The following is a 22,935-nucleotide window of genomic DNA, read 5'->3' as shown; positions in this document are numbered from 1 at the left end:
CCACGCACAAGCGGAACCGAACACGCAGAACCGCCCACCGCGACGACCACGCAAACGCATGAGACTAACACAAGACATGACGTCGCGCCGTGATGTCGATCTCGAAGTGGATCACACCCAGCTCGTGAGCACGGTGGATGGCCATGATCGAGTCGGTGTCGTCGGAGGAGCCGTAGCCGACCCCTCCCCGGGTGTTTTGCAGAAGCCCGGACCGCCCTCGCATGCCCCCGGGGAGGCGGACTTGGGGCAGCAGTACTTGCTGCTCTCGGTGACCACCACCTCGACCACGGTCCTGCGGTCCCATCTGCGGTCGATGGTGCGCCGACCCGTGACTGGCAGCGTTCCGAAACGATCGTCGGTGCCCTCGGCTCGGCCCGCGCTCAGGCGACTCCCGTCAAGACGACGCTCGTCCAGCCCAGGGACATCAAGCCGCGGGCCGCACTCCGCAGCTGCGGGGTCCCAACTGCGGGACCCGGGACAGTGAAGCGCTACGTCCGTCAGCTGCTCCGCTCCGCGAGGACACCGGGCTGTCGCCCGACTGCCGGGCCTCCGGCGGATCAGGCGGTGCTGAGCATGCCTTCGCGCAGGCGGCCCAGGAGACGGGAGATGAGCCGGGAGACGTGCATCTGGGAGACGCCGAGCCGTTCGGCGATCTGGGCCTGGGTGAGTTCCTCGACGAAGCGCCAGTGAATGATCTTGCGGTCGCGTTCGTCGAGTTCGGCGATCATCGGCGCGAGGGCGTGGAAGTCCTCGATCAGGCCGAGCGCGGCGTCCTCGTCGCCGATGAAGTCCGCCAGCGCGGCCTCGCCGTCCTCGCTGCCGTTGATCGCCGCGTCCAGGGAGGCCGACCTGTAGCCGTTGGAAGCGAGCTGGGCCTCGACGACCTCCTCCTCCGCAAGACTCATCAGCTCGGAAAGCTCCTTGGTCGTCGGTACCCGGCCCAGTCGGCTGCGCAGTTCCTCGTTGGCACGGGCGAGTTGGACGCGGGCCTCCTGGAGTCGGCGCGGAACGTGCACGGCCCAGGAGGTGTCACGGAAGAACCGCTTGATCTCGCCGACGATGTAGGGAACGGCGAAGGAGGTGAACTCCACCTCCCGGGAGAGCTCGAACCGGTCGATGGCCTTGATCAGGCCGATCATGCCGACCTGGACGATGTCCTCCATCTCCTCCGGCCCCCGGCTGCGGAACCGGCCGGCCGCGTAGCGGACCAGGGACATGTTCATCTCGATCAGCGTGTTCCGCGCGTACTGGTATTCGGGCGTCCCCTCCTCCAGCACCGCCAACTGGTCGAAGAACAGCCTCGACAGCTCCCGCGCGTCCTTCGGCGCGACCTTGGAAGGGTCAGCGATCTCCGGAACGTCCACCGTCTGCTCGGTCGTCGTCGGCATCATGCGCCCCTCCCAGTCGATCGGCCTTGTCCTCGCCGGTCCGTGCTCCGGCAAGCACGCGCATACCCCGCCCGCCGACCTGCAATCTTCGAACGTCCGTCAGTCCTCGCTCGGCTCTCCGTGGCTCCGTACGACTTCCTTCACCTTGGCCACGGCGAACCCCCAACCCTGCTCGACGGTCGGTTTGGCCGGAACGGCGATCTCGTCGGGGTTGGTGAGGACGTCGAGCAGGACCGGGCCCGGACTGCGCAAGGCACGTCGCACGGCGCTCTCCACTTCGGCCGGGTCGGTCACGCGGATGCCGGTGATGCCCATGGCCTCGGCAACCGCGGCGAAGTCGGGGTTGTCGAGCACAGTGCCGAACTCGGGCAGACCCGCTTGCTCCTGTTCGAGTTTCACCATGCCCAGCCGGCGGTTGTCGAAGACGACGAGTTTGACGGGAAGGCGGTATGTCTTCAGGGTCATGAGGTCGCCGAGGAGCATGCCCAGTCCGCCGTCGCCGCAGAAGGCCACCACCTGGCGCTCGCGGTCCAGGCACTGGGCGCCCAGAGCCTGGGGCATGGCGTTGGCCATCGAGCCGAGGTTGTAGGAGCCGATGAGGCGGCGCTCACCACGCATCTCCACGAAGCGCGAGAGCCACACCGTGGCCATGCCCGTATCGGAGGTGAAGACTGCGTCATCGGCCGCGACACGGTCGACGGCCGCGGCCAGCGCCTCGGGGCGGATGTCGTGGGCACGGTTGTCCAGCGCGGAGCGGAGGCGGCCCACGAGGCCCTTGTCGTGCCGGGGGTCGGCGAGTCGGGCCTGACCGGTGCGCCATCGGTCGAAGCGTTCGCGCGCCTTCTCCAGGTGCGAGCGGTCGCGCGCGGCTTCGGACCCGGCGGGCATGGCGGCGAGGTGGTCCAGGAGGTCGCGTACGGTGGCGCGGGTGTCCCCCACGAGCCCGACGTCGACCGGTACCCGGCGTCCGATGTGGGTGGCCTCGGTGTCCACCTGGATCACGGTCCGGCCCTCGGGATACCAGTCCAGGTAGGGGAAGTCCGTGCCGAGCAGCAGCAGGGTGTCCGCGTCCTGAAGCGCCGCCGCGGCGGCGGGATTGCCGATCAGCCCCGTCTGGCCGACCTGGAAGGGGTTGCTGTCACCCTCGAAGCCCGCCTTGGCCTTCAGTGTGAGGACCATCGGTGCGGCCAGGCGGTCGGCGAGGGTGAGGACGTCCTCGCGGGCGGCGCGGGCCCCCTGCCCGACGAGCAGGGTGATCCGTTCGGAGCGGTCCAGGAGTTCCACGGCGCGACGGACGGCGGACTCCTCCGGCCGGCTCACCGGAGCGTTCAGGGAGAACCGGCTCGGCCGGTCGGCGGTCAGTTCCTGCTCGCCCAGGTCGCCCGGCACGGTGAGGACGGCGACGCCCTTGCGGCCCAGTGCGTGGCGCACCGCCGTGGCGCACGCCGAGTTCGCTCAGCGCGTCCACAATGACACGGGCAACAGTACGGGCCACGAGTCCTCCAGGTCACACGGTGAAACGGTCGGGGTCTGCGGCCTTCCAGTCGGCCGCCCAGGAGGCCGGTGGCACGGCGAGCAACTGCCCCGGCTCGAGCCACTCGTACAGCTCCTCGTAGGAGCGTTCGGTGAAGGGGTCGACGCGCCGGCGGAGCATGTGCGGACGCAGTTCCGCGGGATCGGTGACGCCCATGGATGCCATGATCTGCAACGCGCCGGCCACGGTCGCCTCCTGGAAACGCCGGACGCGCGCCGTCTTGTCGCGGACGTCCAGGGCGCGGGCACGGCGTGGGTCCTGGGTCGTGACGCCGGTGGGGCAGGTGTTCGTATGGCACCTCTGGGCCTGGATGCAGCCGACGGCGAACATCATCGCCCGCGCGGCGTTGCCGTAGTCGGCGCCCTGCACCAGGCGCTTGACCAGGTCGGCACCTGTGGCGATCTTGCCGCTCGCCCCGACCTTGATCCGGTCGCGCAAGCCCGTGCCCACAAGGGCGTTGTGCACGGTGAGCAGACCCTCGGTGAGCGGGCTGCCCACATGGTCCGCGAACTCCAGCGGCGCCGCGCCGGTCCCGCCCTCGGCGCCGTCCACCACGATGAAGTCAGGCGCCGTGCCCTCCTCCAGCATGGCCTTGCACACGGCCAGGAACTGCCGGCGCGAGCCCACACACAGCTTGAACCCGGCAGGCTTGCCACCGGACAACTCGCGCATGCGGGCGACGAAGCGCACCAGTTCCCGCGGGGTGGAGAACACCCGGTGATACGGCGGGGAGACGACCGTCCGTCCTTCGGGCACGTCCCGGACCCGGGCGATCTCGGCGTTCACCTTGGCTCCCGGCAGGACGCCGCCGATGCCGGGCTTCGCGCCCTGCGACAGTTTCAGAGACACGCATTTGACGTGATCATGCGCGGCCTTGTCGGCGAACTCGGACGGGTCGAAATCGCCGTCCTCGGTGCGGCAGCCGAAGTACCCGGTGCCGATCTCCCATATGAGGTCACCTCCCGGGCGGAGGTGGTACTCGGACAGCCCGCCCTCACCGGTGTCCTGGGCGAAACCCCCGGCAGCCGCGCCCCCGTTGAGCGCGAGCACCGCATTGGCGGACAGCGAGCCGAAGCTCATCGCCGAGACGTTCAGCAGTGCCATGTCGTACGGCCGGCCGCAGTCCGGGCCGCCGATCCGCACACGCGGCGGAGTCTTCGGCACCGGGCAGGGCGCCATCGACGGGACCAGGAACTCGTAACCGGGCTGGTACACGTCCCGTTCGGTGCCGTACGGCTCCTCGGCGTCGGTACCCTTGGCGCGCTCGTAGACGATGCTGCGCACGTCCCGGTCGAAGGGACGCCCGTCGTAGTTCCGCTCGATGAAGTACTGCTGCAGCTCCGGGCGAATGCGCTCCATGAGGAAGCGGGCATGGCCGAGGACGGGATAGTTGCGCAGCACCGAGTGCCGACGCTGCACCAGGTCCCAGGCACCGAGCAAGCCCACGAACGTGAGCGGAAGGGCCGCGAACCACCAAAAGGGCGAGATCCCTACCGCTGCGGCCAAAGCCCCCAAAGCGGTCACCAGAGTCAGGACGACGATTCCGACGCGTATCACACCTGGCGCATTGCCCGATTGCCGATCTCCATGCCCGGCAGCCGAGCACTGACCTCTCGGTCGCCGGGTCCGCCCGCCCTACTACGATGCCTTGCCTCGGCTGCCGGGCTGTCCACGGTGTCGTTCCGCACCCGAAGGCGAGTGCCGGTGTGGATGGTCAGGTCGCTCACTCCTGCTCTTCGCTGTGTCGTCGGGGCACGCTGACGGCGAGGACCGCCGTGTCGTCGTCCAGGCCGGTGCCGAAGGTGTCGAGCAGGCTGCTCAACGCATCGATGGCGGCCGGTGCGGTGGTGGGAGCCAGGGCCCGGGCGAAGTCCAGCAGGGCCTCGTCGCCGTAGCGCTCACCGGATCGGCCGGTACGCGCTTCGGTCAGGCCGTCGGTGTACAGCAGGAGAGTGTCGCCGGGGGCGAGGTGGACGGTGGCGGTGGCGATGTGGGCGTCGGGCAGGACGCCCACGAGCTGCCCGCCGGGCGTGGGCAGGTAGTCGGCGCTTCCGGCGGCGCCCAGGAGCAAAGCCGGCGGATGCCCTCCGCTGGCCAGCACGATCCGGAACCCGAGGGTGTCGCAAGGGGTGAGCAGGCCGAAGACGACGGTGCAGAAGCGTGGGTCGATGCCCTTGTTCTCGTGGCTCAGGACGGTGTTGAGGTTGGCGAGTACGACGGCCGGGTCGGGGTCGTACACGGCTGCGGCCCGCAGGGTGTAGCGGGCCAGGGAGGTGACGGCTGCCGCGGCGGCTCCCTTGCCGCACACGTCGCCCAGAAACAGTCCCCAGGCGCCTTGGGAGAGGGGGAAGAGGTCGTAGAAGTCGCCGCCGACCTCGTCGATGGAGGCGATGTGATAGTGCGCGGCCACATCCAGACCGGGAACACTTTCCAGGGCGGGCGGCAGCAGTGTCTGCTGGAGCGTCCTCGCCAGGCGTTGCAGGCGTTCACGTTCCCGGTCGGCTTCCTGCTGGGCGCGGAGCAGTTCGGTTTCGTAGGCGCGGCGGTCGCGGGCGTCGAAGACGGTGGTCCGAATCAGCAGCGGCTCGCCCTCGCTGCCGGTTTTGACGGTGGAGGTGACCAGGACCGGCAGTCGGCTGCCGTCCGCGGCCGTCAGTTCCAGGGCGATGCCGCTGACCTGGCCCTGCATGCGCAGCAGCGGGGCGTAGTGAGTCTCGTGGTACAGCTTGCCACCCACGGTGAGCAGATCGGCGAACCGCTTGCGTCCGACCAGGTCGTCGCGCTGGTAGCCGAGCCAGTTCAGCAGGGTCGCGTTGACCTTGGCGATCTGTCCATCCAGCAGGGTGGAGAGGTAGCCGCAGGGCGCGTTCTCGTAGAGGTCTTCGGCGCTGTCCTCCAGCAGGGCGGAGAACCGGGCCCGCTCATCGTCCGGCTCGCTTTTCGGGTCCGGATCAAAGTCGTGGCCGTCCCCGGTCGCGCACATCACCGGCCCACTTCGGACGCGAATGCGGCAATGGCCGCAGCGGTGGCCTCGGGCGCGCTCAGCTGCGGGCAGTGCCCGGTCGCGGTGAGGGTGACCAGTCGGCTGCCCTGGATCTGCGCATGGACGAACGCGCCCACCTCCGCAGGGGCGATGGCGTCGCTGGAGCACTGCGTGATCAGGGTCGGTACGGTCACCGAGGCCAGATCGGCCCGGTTGTCGGACAGGAACGTGGCGCGGGCGAAGACGCGGGCGATCTTCGGGTCGGTGCGGCAGAAGCTGTTGGTCAGCTCCTGTCCCAGCTCCGGACGCTCCGGGTTGCCCATGATGACGGGGGCCATCGCCGCAGACCAGCCCAGATAATTGGACTCCAGCGACTCCAGCAGTTCGTTGATGTCCTCCGTGCTGAAACCGCCCCGGTAACCGGCCGCCGGGTCGTCGATGTAGCAGGGCGACGGCGTGAGCAGGACCAGTCCCGCAAAACGCTCCGGCTCGACACCGGCGGCCAGCACCCCGATCATGGCGCTCACCGAATGCCCCACGAAGACCACGGGCCCCAGGTCAAGCTCCCGGCAGATCTCCAGCAGGTCCTGCGCATAGCCGTCCAGCGAGGCGTACCGTTCCTCGCTCCACGCCGACAGGTCCGAGCGACCGGCCCCCACGTGGTCGAAGAGGACCACCCGGAAGTCCGGCTCCAGCGTCGGCACCACCAGGCGCCACATGTTCTGATCGCACCCGAAACCGTGCGACAGCACCACCACCGGCCCGTCCTCCCTGCCGGTCACCCTCACGTGGTTCCTGCTTCGCACGTCCATGCAGCCATCCTCCCACCGCCCCACGCGCAGCTCGTGCCGCAGCGGCCCTGGCATACCCGAATTCCCCGGTCATACGGGTGCGGGCCCGGAGACGGGTCCCGCTCCTCGGGCAGCGGCTGGAGCGGGACGAACGAAGGGCGGATTCAACGAGCACGAGCGTGAGGCAGCCGAAAGGCCATCTCATCGGGTGCGGATCCAGACGGTCTTCTCCCGGGTCCACTGGTCGAAGGCGTTGGTCGATTTCTCCACGCCGCCGAACCCGGACTGTTTCCAGCCGCCCAAGGGTGTGGTGATGTCGCCTTCGCTGTAGGCGTTGACGGAGACCGAGCCGGCCTGGACGCCGCGTGCCAACCGGAGGGCGGTGTCGAGGTCGCGGGTCCACACCGAGGCGGCAAGCCCGTATTCGGTGGCGTTCGCCAGGTACATCGCCTCGTCTTCGGTGGTGAAGGTCTGGACGGTGACAACGGGGCCGAACAGTTCCTTGGTGAGCACGTCGCTGCCTTCGGGCGCGTGGGTGATCACGGTGGGCGGGTAGTAAGCCCCGCGCTGCGGCAGGCCGTGCGGCAGCCCTCCGGTGTGAATGCGGGCTCCACCGGCCCGGGCGGCTTCCACCGCCGCCGCGACCCGGTCGAAGGCCGCCCGGTTGATCAGTGGCCCCACCTGAGTGCGAGGGTCCGCGGGATCGCCGATGACCAGGCGCTTCGCGGCGATCGTGAACCGCTCCAGCACCTCGTGGGAAGTTGCTGTCAGCCGCGTCCTTCAGGATGCGGCGCCCGGTCTCGGTGGAGCCGGTGAACGAGAGAGCGCCCACGACGGGGCTGCGGGCCAGGGCTGCGCCGGTGACGGAGCCGTGGCCGGTAAGGACCGGTCGTCAACCCCGCCACCGGGGAGCTCTGGGTGGGGATCCCATCGCGATGAGATACCCGACCCAGCCGTCACTCGTCATTCGATGACGCGGAACCATCCTGGCTCGGGCTCGTCGAGGATTCCCTCTCGCGTCATGTCACGGCATGCCCGAACAAGGTCGTCCCTGGGCGGAACGGGGACCATGCCGACGCTTCGCGCGAAAACCTCCAGGCGCCAGGCGTCGAACGCCTCCGACCCGTCAAGGAGCAGATCCGCCTCGATCTGAGCGCCATCGGGTCCGACCATCCGGCAGCCGCGCCCATGGACCGCGTATGAGTAGCCGGCATCCGACTGCCCCCTCCGTTCCAGTTCCCCGGCGCGGACCGCCTCCAGGACGTGGCCGAGCGTGTCGAACCGCGGGTAGCTGTCCAACAGCGCCTTTCTGATGCGTCTCCGATGCCGCAGGAAGGAACGCACACAGGCGGCAGCCGCGGTCGGCTGGGTCATCGACGCCTCCGTCCTCTCCGCTCCTCCGGGAAGTCCGGGCCCACTTCGACAGACGCCCAGACCACCTCGTCGGCGGATCGATACTTGTAGGCCTGGATCTCATCGAGTGAGAGAGACCGGTACTGGACATCGATCCCCGCCTTCTTGGCCGCCGCGACTCGGTGGTGGCCGTTGATGACGTAGCGCCGGTTCAGATGCTCGAAGACCTCGATGGGCTCTCCGACCCAGCCGTCGTTGCTCATGCTTTCGGCGATCTCGTCGACTCGTTGACGGTCGAAGGTGCCGCCGAGCTGTTCCGTTCGCTCCAACGAATGGGGGCTGGCGGTGCAGTTGTGCACCAGGACCTGCGTGGCCCCGGCCACCACATAGTAAGTGTGGGCCCTGTCGACCGTCAGGTTGTAGACCGCGGCCTGCTGCGTCCATGCGCTGACCGCCTGGACCTGGACCCATGTACCGGAACCCGTCTGGAGCCACTGGCCGGGCTTCAGCTCACCGGCCTTCAGCCACTTCTTCAGGTCCGGGACCCAGAAGGGGTGCCCCGCGGTCGCCGTGACGGTGTCCGTCGCGTGGCCCTTGTCGCCGTCCGTGTCGATCGTGACCTTGACGAGCTTCTTCGCGCCCTTGCCCTCGATCGTGTCGGTGACCTTCTCCTTGGAGGTCTTGCCGGTCGTCGGATCGGTGGCGAGGACCTCGTCGCCCTCCTCGACCTTCTCGATCGGTTCGCGGCTGCCGTCGGCCATCACGACTTCCGTACCGGGTACGAAGCTGTTGCCGCTGGCGAGAGAGGCCACGTCCCTGGCGGTCGAGACGCAGTCCGCCACCGACTCGGCCTCTTCGAGGACCTTCTTGCCCTTCTCCGCCGCCTTGGCGATCTGGTCCGCGTACTTCGCCGCCTTCGCCGTCATCCGTCCGGCCTTGGCCACCCGGACCGCCGCCGCGCCGGCGCCGCCGAGGACGATGCCGCCCACGGTCGCCGCCGCCCAGGCGCAGGACTCCATGTCGCCCGTGGTGACGCAGTTCTTGATGTCGTTGAAGCCGGTGACGTCTCCGACGATGTTGCCGACCGTCTTGACGCCGTCCCAGACCTCGCCCCAGTCGACCGCGTCCGAGACGGTCTCCACGACGCTGCCGACCTGCTTGACGACCTCGTCGCGGATGGCGTCCGCGGCCTTGGCGGCATCGGCGACCACCTGGACGGCCGCGCCGACGACGATCGCCGGAAGGTTCGGGTCGGCCGTGACGATCGCCTTGCCGACGGCGATCAGCGGCTTGGTGGCCGCGAGGATCGCCGGGATCGGGTTGTGCTGGGCCGCGAAGGAGGCCGCCTGCCTGGCCTTCTTCGTGATGTGCGACCGCATACGACGCCGACGGCGAGCCCGTGAAGCTCACCGCGCCGGGCAACGTGGTCTCCGGCCGGCGTCGTCGTAGCCGTAGGTGCTGGTCCCGGACTTGGCGGTGCCTGCCGTGGTCTTGGACGTCAGCCGGTCGTCGGTGTCATAGCCGTAGTCGGTCGACGCCATCGTCTGGCCGGTGCTGTTCTTCAGCAGACTGGATGCCGAGACCATTCACCTTGGCGTGATCATTACGTGATCATTACCTTCGGGCTCGATACGTGACTTCCCCAGGGCGCCCGCTGGTGGCGCCGGTTTCAGTGCGCGGGGTTCCGCCGGGAGGTGACATGGGTTCCCTCTGGGGTGCCATTCAGTGTAAGTACGGCTGGAGTTCACGCGGCATTCATCTGACACTTCAGGAGACGCCGAATCACCTAAAGGTCGATAGTCGAATTGATGTTTCGTCAATCTGCCACTGCACATGGGCCGTTGAGACCATCCGTTTACCTTCGAGATCCTGATTGGAGATCTTTGTTCATCTGGTTGAAACGGCAGCGTTCACGGTCGGACTCCTAACGTCCATGTCATGAACCGGATTTCACCTCGTGCACTCATCTCCGCCACTGCTCTGGCCACGGCCCTGGCGACCGCCCTTCCGCTCACCGGCGCACTGCCCTCCGCTCCCGCAGCGGCCGCCGTATCGCTGACCTGCGGCTCCGGCGGGGCCACCTACACCCTGGACTCCGCCGGCAAGCTCAGCAGAACCGACATGCCGGACCCGGCGGTCGGCAACGCCCTGCCCGCCGGCACCACCATCGACACCACCTGGACCGGCTACGGCCACATGCTCGCCGGCCCTGGTGCGACCTTCTACGGCATCAAGTCGGACGGGCTGTACTACAGCCACCGGATCAGCTCCGGCAACACCTGGGACGTCCACCACCGGAAGATCAGCTCCAGCTTCGCCCAGTTCAGGGCCGCCGACCGGATCGACGACATCACCATCGACCGCGGCGGCTACATCTGGACGCTCTCCGGCACCACCCACGACCTGCGCTGGTACCGCTACGACGCGACCGCCAACGAGTTCGTCGAGGGCAGCGGCAAGATCGTCGACATGGGCTGGAACTACGACGCGATCTACGCGGGCGACCGCGGCGTCATCTACGGCCGTGACGCGACCGACGGCAAGCTCTACCGCTCGCGCTACGACTACACCAGCCAGCGCTGGATCGAACGCCATGTACTGGAGTCCGCCGCCGACTGGAGCGACACCAAGTTCATGCCGTCGTACGGCGGTGACACGCTGTTCCGCGTCAAGGGCGGCGGCGCGGTCGCGTACTACCGCTTCGACGAGGACATCCGCGACTGGCCCGTCTACAACAAGCAGGTCGAGGCGTCCGGCTGGGCCGGCTACGTCTCGGTCTCGGCGGCGCCCGACATCTGCAAGCTCAACGTCAACCACACGCCCGCGGCGACGCCGGTGCCGCTGGAGTCGTACACCCCCGACTCCGTCATGCAGGCGTCCGACGGCAAGCTGGAGCTCGCCTACATCGACAACATCGGCCGCCTGGTCCACGGCCGTACCGACCCGGCCGACATCAACGGCGCCCAGTGGACGGTGATCTCCGGCCAGGAGGCCTTCACCGGCCGGCCCTCGCTGTCCGCGCACACCGACGGCCGCGTCGTCGTCACCGCCCACAACACCTCCGGCAGCGTCTGGCAACGCAACCAGACCGCCGTGAGCAGCGCCGACTGGGGCGACTGGATCGATCTGGCCGGCGCCATGCAGCAGCACGCCGTCACCGGCAAGACCCCCACCGGTCTGATGACCCAGTTCGCCCTCGACGCGGACGGCAAGCCCTGGTACCGCATCCAGCAGCGCGCCAACGTGGACTTCATGGGCTGGATGCCGCTCTCCGGCAGCGGTTTCACCGGCCCCCTCACCGCCGTCACCGTGCGCGACGGTATCCAGCTCTTCGGCAGGAAGGCCGACGGCACCCTCTCCACCGCCCTGTTCAAGGAGGGGGGCACGCTCTCGGCGTGGACCGGCATGGGCACCCAGGCCATCAGCGGCACGCCGTCGGTCATCGTCTACCCCGGCTACCGCATGCGTGTCTTCGCCACGGACGCGAACGGCAACGTGGTCACCACCGCTCAGACCGCCGAGGGCGGGGTCTACGGAGTCTGGGAGACCGTCGCCGGCGTCACCGCGCAGGGCTCCCCCAGCGCCGTGATCTCCCCGCTGACCGGCCTCACCGAGGTCGTCGTCCGCGGCGCCGACGGCTACGTCCACAACACCGGCGAGACGGCACAGGGCAGCGGTGCCTGGCGCGCCTGGCAGCAGGTGAGCTTCGAAACGTCGGCCACCGAGCCGACCGCCTTCACCTACACCAACCCCACCGGTCCGACCTGGGCCTACACCTTCCGTACCGCCGACAACCAGACCCGCATCTACCAGGTCCAGCAGACCTCTTCGCTCAGCGCGATGCGCGCCGCGGCCGACGCTCCGGACTTCCATGGCAGTAAGCTGCCCACCCCGCCGACCAAGTGATCACACCGTAGAAGAGGCCGTGGCGGCCCCACGGCCGTCACGCCCCGCCTCCACCGCCGCCCGCTCCGCCCCGCTTCCTTCCGTCCTGTCGGCACGGGGACGGGGCGGGCCGGGCGGCGGTCTGCTCACGGCCAGGTCCCGCCTGCGGGTCCCAACCGCACCAGAAAGGTCTGCACCGCTGTGTCCCGGCTACATTTACGTGCCCTCGGCGCCGCCCTCGTCACCCTGCCCCTGATCCTCCTCGGAGCCGTCGCTCCACCTGCCGCCGCCGGCGGTACCCAGCCGTCGGCCGACGGCCTCATCGGGACCGAACAGATCCTGTTCCGCTCCGGAACCGCCGGATACGGCTGTTTCCGCATCCCCACGATCGTCCGTACGAAGGCGGGCACACTGCTCGCCTTCGCGGAGGCCCGCCGCTCGCCCTCCTGCGCCGACCGGGGTGCCATCGACATCGTCGTCCGCCGCTCCACCAACGGCGGCCGCACCTGGGGCCCCATCCGCGTGGCGCTCGCCGGCAGCGACACCGACCCGGAGACGCCCTACACGCGCGGCAATCCCTCACCCGTCGCGGACCTGCGCACCGGCGACGTCCATCTGCTCTCCACGTCGGAACCGGCCGAGCCGGGCGGCAAACGGCTGCCGCGAGTCCAGCGCAGCACGGACGACGGGCTGACCTTCGGCGCACCGAAGCCGCTGCCGCGGCTGGCGGACCCGCAGGACGGCTGGTTCGGCACCGGACCCTCGCACGGCATCCAGCTCAAGCGGGGCGACAAGGCGGGCCGGCTGGTGGTGGGGGCGTACGAGTCCCCACCACAGCCCGGTCAGGACCCCCAGCTCGTCGGTGTGCTCTACAGCGACGACGGCGACGAGTGGTTCGCGAGCGCCACGGCCGACTCCGCCGGGCCCGGGATGGCGCCGGGCGAGCCCACCGTCGCCGAACTCGACAACGGGAACGTCTACATCAACGCCCGCAACAACAACGGCTCCTCGTCCGGGCACCGTACGCACGCCGTCAGCACCGACTCCGGCGCGACCGTGCCCGCGCAGCAGGTCGTGCCCTCGCTGACCACGCCCGAGGTGCAGGCGTCGGTCCTGGCGCTGGAGCAGACGTACCGGGCCACGCCCGGCGACACGCTCGTCCTCTCGGCGCCCTCGCACCCGACGGACCGCCAGAACATGCGGATCCGCTACTCCACCGACCGCGGCACCACCTGGCACGACGCCGCGCAGATCAACGCCAAGCGGGCCGGGTACTCGGACCTGGTCGAGCTGACCGACGGCGAGATCGGCCTGGTCTACGAGGGCGGCGACGGCTTCTCCGCGGCCGCCATCTACTTCAACCGCTTCACGCCGGCGGCGGCCGGCGTGCCGGGTACCTTCACCGGCGCGGTGCACCCGCAGGCCTCCCGGGCCGCGGGCCGCACCACCCCGGACAGCACGCCGAACGCCAACGACGCCTATCTGGCCGGGAGTTCGACGCTCGGCAGCGGCCGCTGGGGCCAGGGGCTGGCCCTCGGCGCCACCGGTGAGTACGCCGACGTGCCGTACACGCCGGGAATCGACCCGGGCGACGGTGACTTCACCTATTCGCTGTTCTTCAAGTACAAGGCGCAGCCCGGTGAGACCCAGCAGAGGGTACTGCTGTGGGCCTACGGGTACGGCGCGGCGAAACCGCAGGTGTGGGTGCGTGCCCAGCCCGGCCAGAACCGGCTGTACGCCTGGGTGCAGGGCACCGGCGGCACCGCCTCCGTCACACTGACCGACCCCGGCCCGTCGACCGCCTTCGGCGACGACGCCTGGCACCATCTGACGCTGGTGCGCAGCGGCGGACGGATCACGCTCTCGGTCGACGGCACGTCCTCGGCGCAGGCCACCGGGGTGGCCGGATCGGTCAGCGCCGACCGCGTCGACGGTGTCGACGGGATCCGGCTCGGGGCCAAGCCCGATACCGCCGCCGGTGACCCCTTCAGCGGCGGCCTGGACGAGTTCCGGGTGTACCGCAGCGCTCTGACGGATGCCCAGCTCGCCGAGTTGCGTACGGCGAACGCGGCCCCTTCCGTGGACGGTTCGCTCGGTGTGCGGCTGCCGTTCCAGGTGGTCGACACGGCCGATGTGCCCGCGCTGACCTCGGTCGCGATCGAGGACGACGTCTCGGGGCACTGCGCCGACGGCACCCTTCTCGGCGGGGTGCCAGGTGAAGTGGCCGGCCGGGTCGGCAAGGGCGCGATCTCCGTCTCGGCGTCCCGGCCCGGCGTCGAGGTCCCCTATCTCCCGGCGCTCGACGTCGGCTCCGGCGACTTCACCTACACCCTGTGGTTCCGGCACACCCTGACCGAGACCGACGCGAACGCCGCGCTGCTGTGGGCCTACGGCTCGGTCTCCGGCGCGCCTTCGCTGTGGGTGCGCGCGCAGCCGTCCCAGAGGCGGCTGCTCGCGTGGGCCGAGACGCCCGCGGGTGCGATGCAGGTGGCGCTGACCGACCCCGGCCCGTCGGCCGCCTTCGGGGACGGCGCCTGGCACCTGCTCGCGGTCGGCCGGAGCGGTGGCACCCTGCGACTGAGCGTGGACGCAACCACGGCCGCCGAGACGACCGGACTGTCCGGCGCGCTCACCTCCACGGCGACACCGCAGGGGCTGCGGGTCGGCTCCAAGCCGGGCAACCTCGATGTGTTCACCGGCTCCCTGGACGAGGCCCGGCTCTACAAGCGGGCGCTCACGACGGACGAGCTGACGAGGATCGCCCACTCCGTCGTCGGTTCCACGGGCGGCTACCCGGCCGACAGGCCCGCTCTGTCGTGGTCCATGGAGAACGGCCACACCGAGGCCCATCCGGTGGTCAGACCGGCCGCGGGTCCCGCGACCCCGGACTCTTCGATGCACTGCAACCACGCCTTCGTACGGGGCGGAGCCCGGCCCACGACCTCGGCGGGCGGCGGCCGGTTCGGCGCCGGGCTTGCGCTGGACGGCACGGACGACTCGGTCGAGGTGCCGTACGGCGCGGACGAGGCCCTCGGCTCCCGTGACTTCACCGTGGCGACCTGGATGCGCTACTCGGCGAGCCAGACGAGCGCCAACCAGGTCGTCTTCTGGGCGTACGGCATCGGCAGCACCGATCGGCAACTGTGGCTGCGGACCCAGCCGGGCCAGGACCGGCTCGCCGCCGTGCTGCAGACGGACACGGCCACCACCACCGTCTACGTCGCCGACGGCAGCGCGGCCTACGCCTTCGGTGACGGCGCCTGGCACCATGTGGTCCTCGAGCGCACGAACGGAAGGCTGAGCCTGTCGGTGGACGGTGGAGCGCCCGGCGAGGCCACGGCTCCGGCCGGCTCGGTGACGCACGAGGACGGCTTCGCCGTGCTCGGTCTCCATCTGGGGGCCAGGCCGGACGGCTACGACCGGTTCAAGGGCTCCCTGGACGAGTTCCGCCTGGTGCGGCGCGCGCTCACGGCGGATGAACTGACCGCCCTGCGCACGTCCAACGCGGACACCGGGACGGCCACCACCGTCCGGCTCCCGTTCGAGACGCTCTCGCCCCAGCCGTACGCCCGGATGTGAGCCGGATCCGCCGGACCTTCTCAAGGACACGCGCAACCGCTGCTGCCGGTCGAGCGAGCGACGCCGCTCGACCGGGCCGAGCACCAGGCTCGCGCCCGGCCCGAAGGTCAGCGACGTGACCATTCGCCGGGACGACCGCGCATGGGGCGGCGTGAGTGCAGGGTCGGCTCCGACGGGCCACTGCGTCTGGACATCTGGCCCGGGACGCCGATCCATGGACGGCCCTGCCGTGAGCCGGGGGGAGGCCGTGTGGCGCAGCCGCCGCGGCAGCCGCGGGACGGTCCCCGTGCGCCGGCGCGGGCCATGCACCGGACCGTCTATCAGCCGACCTCGAGCACGATCTTGCCGCGGGTCCGGCCGCTCATGCTGAGTCGGAACGCCTCGGCGGCCTCGGCCAGCGGCAGGGCGTGCTCGACGTGGACATCGAGCTTGCCGGCGTCGGCGAGTCGAGCGAGCTCCGCGAGGTCCGAGTTGTCGGGCCGGACCCAGACGTGGTGTCCGCCGTGCTCGGTGACCGCCGGGTCGACGATCGACGCGAGGCGCGAGCGGTCCTTCAGCAGTTCCTCGGAGACGGCGACCGCGTCGCCGCCGACGTAGTCCACGGCCGCGTCGACGCCCTCCGGCGCCAGCTGCCGTACCCGGTCGGCCAGGCCGTCGCCGTAGGTGACGGGTTCCGCGCCCAGGGAGCGCAGGAAGTCGTGGTTGTGTTCGCCGGCGGTGCCGATCACCCGGGCCCCCTTGGCCACCGCGATCTGCACGGCGAGGGAGCCGACGCCGCCGGCCGCCGCGTGGACCAGGACCGTGTCGCCCTCGGCGACCCCCACCCGGGCCAGTGACTGCCAGGCGGTGAGCCCGGCCAGCGGGACGCCGGCCGCCTGCTGCCAGCTCAGCGACGCGGGCTTGTGCGCGAGGGTACGCACGGGCGCGGCGACGAGCTCGGCATAGGTGCCGTGCTGCACTTCGTCCTTGCGGACATATCCGAAGACCTCGTCGCCGACCGAGAATTCCGGGACGTCCAGGCCGACCGCCTCGATGACGCCCGCCACATCCCATCCGGGCACAAGGGGAAAGTGGACGTACATGATCGGGTCGAGATAACCGGCGACGATCTTCCAGTCCACCGGGTTGACCCCGGCGGCCTTCACCCGCACGAGCACCGAGTCGGGTCCGATCTTGGGGTCGTCGGTCTCGGCCAGTTCCAGGGTCTCAGGACCACCGTAACGGTTTACAGTAATTGCACGCATAACGGACACGATACGTGTCGAGGGGTGCCTCATCTGCGGTTTCTGCCGCATCTCCACGAACAGGCTTCACCAGCAACACCGTTCACTTGCTTCGCCCACACGTACTGCGCCTGGTCGCACCCACGGTCGGTCCCTGGTGGACCCTCAGGGCCGGCGGCAGGCGCGGGGCGGCTACTGACCCGTGGAGAAGCGGAACGCTCCGGTGCCCCCGCCCAGCGTGAGCCAGATGTGTTCGCCGTCCCTGACCAGGCGGAGGGCGATGTGGGCGCATCCGGGGCAGCGGGCGGTCAGGCCCGGTTCGGGGCCGTAGACGTGGAGTTCGGCGAGCGGACCCGACCGCGCGCACTCCGGGCACCGCCACCAGGCCGTGGTGGGCTCCGCGGAGAGGATCTCCGAGAGCGGGCCGGCGAGGCAGTTGCCGTCGAGGTGGGTGGTGGCGTCTGCCATGAGGACCTCCCGTGCGGTCGGGGTCGGTGGGTCATCCGAAGCGCTCGGTGCGGATCGTGACGGGGTCCCGCCCCCTGTCGATCAGCAGGTCGTCGACGGCTTCCACGAAGCCGGTGGGCCCGCAGACGTACACGGGACTGGCCGGCTTCAGTCTGGCCGTCGCCTCGTCCAGGTCGGCCGGCGTGATGCGGCCGGGCGGGCGCGCGCTGCCGGGCGGGGTCTGCCGTGTGTACACGATGCGGACGTCGAGGAGGGGATCCTCGTCGGCCAGGTGGTCGCGGTACCAGACGTCCTCCGGGGTGCGCGCCGAGTACAGCAGGTGCAGCGGGCCGCGCGAGCGTGCCGTGCGGTGGGCGCGGACCATGGCCGCCAGCGGGACGACACCGGAGCCGCCCGCCACCAGGAGCGCCGGCTCGGTCTGCTCGGCCCGCCAGACGAACCAGTTGCCCAGCGGCCCGCGTACCTCCACCTCCGCGCCCACCGGCAGGCCGTCGGCCAGATAGGGCGACACCTCCCCGTCGGGCACGGTCTGCACGCCGAGTTCGAGGCGGTCGCCGTCGGCGGGCGCGGCCAGGGAGTAGCTGCGTACGGCCTGGTAGCCGTCGTCGGCGGTGAGCCGTACGTCGACGTGCTGGCCGGGCAGGTGGCCGGGCCAGCCGGGCACCGTCAGGACCAGGGAACGGGCGGTGGCGGTCTGGGAGTGGCGCTCGAGGAGCCGGGCGCGGCGCCAGGCGATGCCCATGCTCAGTCGCCCCAGTTGCGCTGTTCGCGCCACGGGTCGCCGTAGTTGTGGTACCCGACGCTCTCCCAGAAGCCCGGCTCGTCCTCGTGCGTGAGCGTCAGTCCGCGCACCCACTTGGCCGACTTCCAGAAGTACAGGTGCGGTACGAGCAGTCGTGCGGGGCCGCCGTGCTCGGGAGTCAGCGGAGAGCCGTCGTAGGTGTGGACGATCCACGCCTTGCCGTCGAGGAGGTCCTCCAGCGGGAGATTGGTGGTGTACCCGCCGTAGCTGCTGACGACGGCGTAGTCCGCGGCCGTCTCCACGTCCTCGAGGAAGGCGTCGACGGGAACGCCCCGCCACTGCGTGTCGAACTTCGACCAGCGCGTCACACAGTGGATGTCATGGGTCGTCTCCTGCTGCGGCAGGGCCATCATCTCGTCCCAGGTCCAGCTGTGTGTGGCGCCGAGTTCCGTGGTCACGGTGAAGGACCACGTCTCGGTGGGGACCCTCGGTGTGGGGCCCGCCGACAGCACGGGGAAGGACTCGGTCGGGTACTGACCGGGCGGCAGACGGTCCGCGAGGCGCCGCCCGCGGCCCTGGAAGCCGGGTGAGAAGGAAGTCACAGCGTTGTCTCCTGAGCCGATGCGGCCGATGCCGCCGAAGTCGGCCGAGCAGGTGCAGATGATGCCGGCCATGCCGGTCCAGCCGCCCCGCCAAGCCGGTGCAGCCGATGCCCGTCATGGGGACGACGCGGCCGATGCCGCCCCCATGTGCCGTCCGTACCGCCTCCTGCGGCCGGTGCAAGGCGCCTGGGCCCGGTCACTCCTCCAGTGTCGGGTGACCGGGGCCGCCCCACCACTCGGTGGCGGTGGCCGCGCGGACGCGATCCGGGAGTGCGTCCGCGCGGCCGTCCGTGCCGGCGGTCAGCTCGTCGAGCGGACAGCGTCCCGGATCAGGTCGGCGACCTCCTTGGGCCGCGAGACGGCGACCGCGTGCGACGCGCCCTCCAACTCGACGATGGTCGCGCCGGCCCGCTTCGCACCGAAGCGCTCCACCTCCGGGTTGATCGCCTCGTCCGCGCCGGCCACCAGCGCCCAGGACGGCTTGGTCTTCCACGCGGCGGCGGAGGCCCTCTCCTCGAAAGCCGCGGCTGCCAGCGGACGCTGCGCCGCCGCGAGGACCTTCGTGACCTCCGCCGGCACGTCGGCGGCGAAGACCGACGGGAAGGCCGCCTCGGCGATGGTGACCTCGACCGCGTCCTCGCCACCCGGGACGGGGTACGTCCACTCCTTGAGGTTGCTCACCAGCGGTGAGAGGGGGAAGCGGCCCTGCAGCTCGCCGAGGCTCTCGCCCTCCTCCAGGACGTAGGCCGCCACGTATACCAGCCCGACGACGTTCTCGGTCGTACCGGCCACGGTGATGAGCGCACCGCCGTAGGAATGGCCGACCAGCACGACGGGACTGTCGATCTGGGAGGCCACGGAGGCGACGTACGCGGCGTCGGCCGCGAGGCCGCGCAGTGGGTTCGGCGGCGCCACCACGGGTATGCCGGCCTTCTGCAGTTCCTCGATCACCCCGGACCAGCTCGCCGCGTCGGCGAAGGCGCCGTGGACGAGGACGACGGTGGGTGTGGAAGTGGTCATGTCTGCGTGTCTCCTCGATGTCAGGCGGTGTGCAGGGCCGTGTGCAGGGTGCGCGCCGCCAGGGTGATCGCGGCCTCGGCCGCGTGGGTCCCGCGCAGGGCGTTGAGCATCACGAAGTCGTGGATGATCCCCTGGAAGCGCACGGCGGTGACCGGAACTCCGGCCTGGCGCAGCTTGTTGGCGTACGCCTCGCCCTCGTCCCGCAGCACGTCGGCCTCGGCGGTGATGACCAGGGCCGGGGGCAGGTCCCCCAGCTGCTCGGTGGTGGCGCGCAGCGGGGACGCGGTGATCTGGGCGCGCTCGCTCTCGTCGGTCGTGTACTGGTCCCAGAACCACTGCATGCCGTCCCGGCGCAGGAAGTAGCCGGTGGCGAACTGGTGGTAGGAGCCGGTGTCGAAGTTCGCGTCGGTGACCGGGTAGAACAGCACCTGCTGGACCAGCGGGATGCCGCCGCGCTCCTTGGCCATCAGGGTCAGGGCGGCGGTCATGTTGCCGCCGACGGAGTCGCCGGCGACGGCCAGCCTGGAGCCGTCGAGACCCTTGGACGCGCCCTCCTGAACGACCCAGCGGGCGACCGCGTAGTTCTGCTCGATGGCGACCGGGTAGCGGGCCTCGGGCGACAGGTCGTACTCGGGGAAGACGACGGCGGCGTTCGCTCCGACGGCGAGTTCGCGCACCAGGCGGTCGTGGGTGTGGGCGTTGCCGAAGACCCAGCCCGCGCCGTGGATGTAGATGATCACCGGGAGCGTTCCGGTCGCCCCGGCGGGCTTGACGATGCGCGCCCGGACACTGCCCGTCGGTCCGCCGGAGACGGTCATCCACTCCTCGTCGATCGCAGGCTTGTCGATGTCCCCGGACTGCACCTCGTCGACGGCCTTGCGCCCTTCTGCCGGGGCCAGGTCGAACAGGTACGGCGGATTGGCGGTCGCCTCGGCGAACTCGGCTGCGGCCGGCTCCAGTACCGGCTGGACCGGCGCGACGGCATCGGACATGGGAACTCCTCGAATTGCGTTGGGGACGCCGGTCCTGCCGGCGAACGACCCGGTTCCTGTGCTGACCACTCCGGTGCCGCCAACAGTCACCGTAGGGCCGCCGCGGTGGCGGCGGTTGCCCCTGAGCGCACGACCGGTGTGCCCACAGCGCACGGGCCTCGCCCGGTCCCCGCCGCCGATCGGCGACCTGCGCATCTCGGTGCGCTGTGGGGAACACCGTGGTGCGCTGAGAGGACACACGACGGTTGCCACCGGGCCTAGCGTGGTGGCTCAGCGGTCGCGGTCCGCCCGTGGAATCGGGCTGACGTCCACGCGCACATCTCCGCTCTTCTTCGTCCGCCGACGTCAACCACAGCGGACATCGCATCCGTTCAGTCCCGGAGGGGGTCGTACCCACATGTCAGCAATGCCGGTCGGCGGACTGGTTCCCCGAGCCACCGACGATGCCGCCGAGCTCGTCGTCCGCAACGCCAAGGTCCATACGGGAGACCCGAACCGCCCCCAGGCCGAGGCGATCGCCGTCCGGGGCGGTGTCATCACGGTCGTGGGCGGCGACAGGGACGTGGCTCCGCACATCGGCGCGGCCACCAAGGTGGTGGACGCGCTGGGGCGACGGGTGATCCCGGGCCTCAACGACGCCCATCTGCATGTGATCCGCGGTGGGCTCAACTACGTATTGGAGCTGCGCTGGGACGGGGTGCGCAGCCTGCGTCAGGGCCTGGAGATGCTGCGTGAGCAGGCCGCGCGTACCCCGAAGGGCCAGTGGGTGCGGGTGGTGGGGGGCTGGTCGGCCGAGCAGTTCGCCGAGCGGCGGCTGCCGACCGTGGCGGAACTGAACGCCGCCGCCCCGGACACCCCGGTGTTCGTTCTGCACCTGTACCAGTCGGCCGTGCTCAACCGGGCGGCGCTCAAGGCCGCGGGCTACGGCAAGGACACGCCCGACCCCAAGGGCGGGCAGCTCGTCCGCGGCCGGGACGGGGAACCGACGGGCATGCTGCTGGCCGCGCCCAGCGCCCTCATCCTGTACTCGACGCTGGCCAAGGCGCCGGTGCTCCAGGGCGAGGACATGAAGACCTCGACCCGCCATTTCCTACGCGAACTGAACAGGTTCGGACTGACCTCGGCCATCGACGCGGCCGGCGGGTTCCAGAACTTCCCCGACAACTACAGCACCGTCATCGAACTGGCGGAGGCCGGTCAGTTGTCGCTGCGCATCGCCTATCACCTCTTCCCGCAGACGGCCGGGCAGGAGATAGCCGACCTCACCCGCTGGATCGAAATGGCCCGACCCGAGGACGGGGACGAATGGCTGCGGCTGAACGGGGCGGGAGAGAACCTCACCTGGGCGGCCGCCGATTTCGAGAACTTCGCCCAGCCGCGCCCCGAACTCGGCCCCGACTACGAGGCGGAATTCGAGAAGGCGGTCCGGCTCCTCATGGAGAACGGGTGGGGATTCAGGCTGCACGCCACGTATGACCACACCATCCGCCGGGACCTCGAGGTGTTCGAAAAGCTGGCCGCGGAAGGGCTTTTCCCGGCCGGGAACCGGTGGCTGTTCGACCATGCGGAGACCGTTTCACCGGACAGTCTCGACCGGGTCGCCGCCCTCGGCGGAGCCATGTCCGTGCAGAACCGGCTCTCGTTCCAGGGCGAGGCGTTCCTGCGCCGTTACGGCCCCGGCGCCGCCGCGGACGCCCCGCCGATCCGCGCCATGCTGGACCGCGGGCTGACCGTCGCCGCCGGCACGGACGCCACCCGGGTCTCCACCTACAACCCCTGGGTCGCCCTGCACTGGCTCATCAGCGGCCGCACGGTCGGTGACCTGGCGCTGCGCCCGTGGACGAACCAGGTCGACCGGCAGACCGCGCTGGAGATGTTCACCCGCGCCGGCGCCCGACTGACCGGCGAGGAGGACGTCAAGGGCGTCCTGCGTCCGGGCTGCTTCGCCGACCTGGCGGTGCTGTCCGAGGACTACTTCACCGCGCCCGAGCCGGTCATCCCGCACATCGAGTCGCTCCTCACGGTCACCGGCGGCCGGATCGTGTACGCCGCCGCGGAGTACGAGGGCCTCGACGAGGAACTGCCGCCCATCAGCCCCGCCTGGAGCCCGGTGGCGCACTTCGGCGGCTACCAGGCGTCCGGGCAGGGCCTCGCGGGCGCCCGGCAGGCGCAGGCAGTCGGCGAGGCCGTCGCCGAGTCGGAACGGCACCACGAGTGGCGCGTCCGGCGCGGTCTGACCCCGGACGGCGCCGAGGCGCCGTTCGACCCCTGCTTCGTCCTCTAGTGCTGTGGCCGGAAAGGTTCGCCGGAAAGCTCGCGGCGTCCGGTGCGGTGCATCGCAAGGCGGAGCGTCGCCCGCGTACCGGATGTACTCG

Annotated in this window: 16 protein-coding genes and 2 pseudogenes; 3 read left to right on the top strand and 15 right to left on the bottom strand. The window is 70.3% G+C overall.

Annotated elements, in window-relative coordinates; all coding sequences use genetic code 11:
• Positions 1-557 precede the first annotated feature (557 nt).
• The 9 genes and pseudogenes from ACZ7L1_RS26975 to ACZ7L1_RS26935 all read right to left on the bottom strand — a co-directional run bounded on the left by ACZ7L1_RS26975 (position 558) and on the right by ACZ7L1_RS26935 (position 9,635).
• Entirely contained in the window at positions 558-1,391 is an 834-nt protein-coding gene (locus ACZ7L1_RS26975; protein ID WP_471440596.1) for an RNA polymerase sigma factor SigF, read from the bottom strand.
• A 96-nt stretch (positions 1,392-1,487) separates the two neighbouring features.
• A pseudogene (locus tag ACZ7L1_RS26970) lies at positions 1,488-2,825 on the bottom strand (thiamine pyrophosphate-dependent enzyme); the annotation flags it as partial.
• Positions 2,826-2,895: 70 nt separating this feature from the next.
• Positions 2,896-4,479 (bottom strand): FMN-binding glutamate synthase family protein, encoded by a 1,584-nt coding sequence (locus ACZ7L1_RS26965; protein WP_471440595.1) that lies wholly within the window; start codon positions 4,477-4,479, stop codon positions 2,896-2,898.
• Positions 4,480-4,645: 166 nt separating this feature from the next.
• A complete protein-coding gene (locus tag ACZ7L1_RS26960) occupies positions 4,646-5,905 on the bottom strand; it encodes a PP2C family protein-serine/threonine phosphatase (RefSeq protein WP_471440594.1) in 1,260 nt (419 codons plus the stop codon).
• Positions 5,905-6,717, bottom strand: coding sequence for an alpha/beta fold hydrolase (locus tag ACZ7L1_RS26955; protein WP_471440593.1), 813 nt, complete (start codon positions 6,715-6,717; stop codon positions 5,905-5,907). Before ACZ7L1_RS26955 ends, ACZ7L1_RS26960 begins: the two co-directional genes overlap by 1 nt.
• 180 nt (positions 6,718-6,897) lie before the next feature.
• Positions 6,898-7,582, bottom strand: a pseudogene (locus ACZ7L1_RS26950) (aldehyde dehydrogenase family protein); the annotation flags it as partial.
• Positions 7,583-7,659: 77 nt separating this feature from the next.
• The gene (locus tag ACZ7L1_RS26945; protein WP_471440592.1) at positions 7,660-8,070 is read right to left on the bottom strand and encodes a DUF6896 domain-containing protein; all 411 of its coding nucleotides are present in this window, start codon (positions 8,068-8,070) and stop codon (positions 7,660-7,662) included.
• Positions 8,067-9,428 (bottom strand): polymorphic toxin-type HINT domain-containing protein, encoded by a 1,362-nt coding sequence (locus ACZ7L1_RS26940; protein WP_471440591.1) that lies wholly within the window; start codon positions 9,426-9,428, stop codon positions 8,067-8,069. The genes ACZ7L1_RS26945 and ACZ7L1_RS26940 overlap by 4 nt, the downstream gene beginning before the upstream one ends.
• A gap of 27 nt (positions 9,429-9,455) precedes the next feature.
• Positions 9,456-9,635 (bottom strand): hypothetical protein, encoded by a 180-nt coding sequence (locus tag ACZ7L1_RS26935; RefSeq protein WP_471440590.1) that lies wholly within the window; start codon positions 9,633-9,635, stop codon positions 9,456-9,458.
• 352 nt (positions 9,636-9,987) lie between these two features.
• On the opposite strand from ACZ7L1_RS26935, the gene ACZ7L1_RS26930 reads away from it, so the two are divergent.
• A complete protein-coding gene (locus ACZ7L1_RS26930; protein ID WP_471440589.1) occupies positions 9,988-11,955 on the top strand; it encodes a DUF8189 domain-containing protein in 1,968 nt (655 codons plus the stop codon).
• A 180-nt stretch (positions 11,956-12,135) separates the two neighbouring features.
• Positions 12,136-15,513: a LamG-like jellyroll fold domain-containing protein gene (locus tag ACZ7L1_RS26925; RefSeq protein ID WP_471440588.1), complete on the top strand. Its 3,378-nt coding sequence runs from the start codon at positions 12,136-12,138 to the stop codon at positions 15,511-15,513.
• 320 nt (positions 15,514-15,833) lie between these two features.
• Here the strand turns inward: ACZ7L1_RS26925 and ACZ7L1_RS26920 are convergent, their stop codons facing one another.
• The 6 genes from ACZ7L1_RS26920 to ACZ7L1_RS26895 all read right to left on the bottom strand — a co-directional run bounded on the left by ACZ7L1_RS26920 (position 15,834) and on the right by ACZ7L1_RS26895 (position 20,560).
• Positions 15,834-16,757 carry an NADP-dependent oxidoreductase gene (locus ACZ7L1_RS26920; protein ID WP_471440587.1) on the bottom strand — a complete coding sequence of 308 codons (924 nt, stop codon included), beginning with the start codon at positions 16,755-16,757 and terminating at the stop codon, positions 15,834-15,836.
• Positions 16,758-16,928: 171 nt separating this feature from the next.
• On the bottom strand, positions 16,929-17,204 hold the full coding sequence (locus ACZ7L1_RS26915) for a DUF6510 family protein (RefSeq protein ID WP_471440586.1): 276 nt from the start codon (positions 17,202-17,204) through the stop codon (positions 16,929-16,931).
• 31 nt (positions 17,205-17,235) lie between these two features.
• A complete protein-coding gene (locus ACZ7L1_RS26910; protein ID WP_471440585.1) occupies positions 17,236-17,946 on the bottom strand; it encodes a ferredoxin reductase in 711 nt (236 codons plus the stop codon).
• Between the two features lie 2 nt (positions 17,947-17,948).
• Positions 17,949-18,548, bottom strand: a complete 600-nt coding sequence (locus ACZ7L1_RS26905; protein WP_471440684.1) for a sulfite oxidase-like oxidoreductase — start codon at positions 18,546-18,548, stop codon at positions 17,949-17,951.
• Between the two features lie 300 nt (positions 18,549-18,848).
• Complete coding sequence (locus tag ACZ7L1_RS26900) at positions 18,849-19,568, bottom strand: alpha/beta fold hydrolase (protein ID WP_471440584.1); 720 nt, start codon at positions 19,566-19,568, stop codon at positions 18,849-18,851.
• 20 nt (positions 19,569-19,588) lie between these two features.
• On the bottom strand, positions 19,589-20,560 hold the full coding sequence (locus ACZ7L1_RS26895; protein ID WP_471440583.1) for an alpha/beta hydrolase: 972 nt from the start codon (positions 20,558-20,560) through the stop codon (positions 19,589-19,591).
• Between the two features lie 397 nt (positions 20,561-20,957).
• Here ACZ7L1_RS26895 and ACZ7L1_RS26890 point away from each other — a divergent pair, with 397 nt between their 5' ends.
• Positions 20,958-22,844: an amidohydrolase gene (locus ACZ7L1_RS26890; RefSeq protein ID WP_471440582.1), complete on the top strand. Its 1,887-nt coding sequence runs from the start codon at positions 20,958-20,960 to the stop codon at positions 22,842-22,844.
• The last annotated feature ends 91 nt before the right edge of the window (positions 22,845-22,935 follow it).

It is taken from the genome of Streptomyces sp. NPDC107546 (assembly GCF_055639175.1).
The sequence above is the reverse complement of the archived record's forward strand: the minus strand, read 5'-3'. Positions and strand labels throughout refer to the sequence as shown.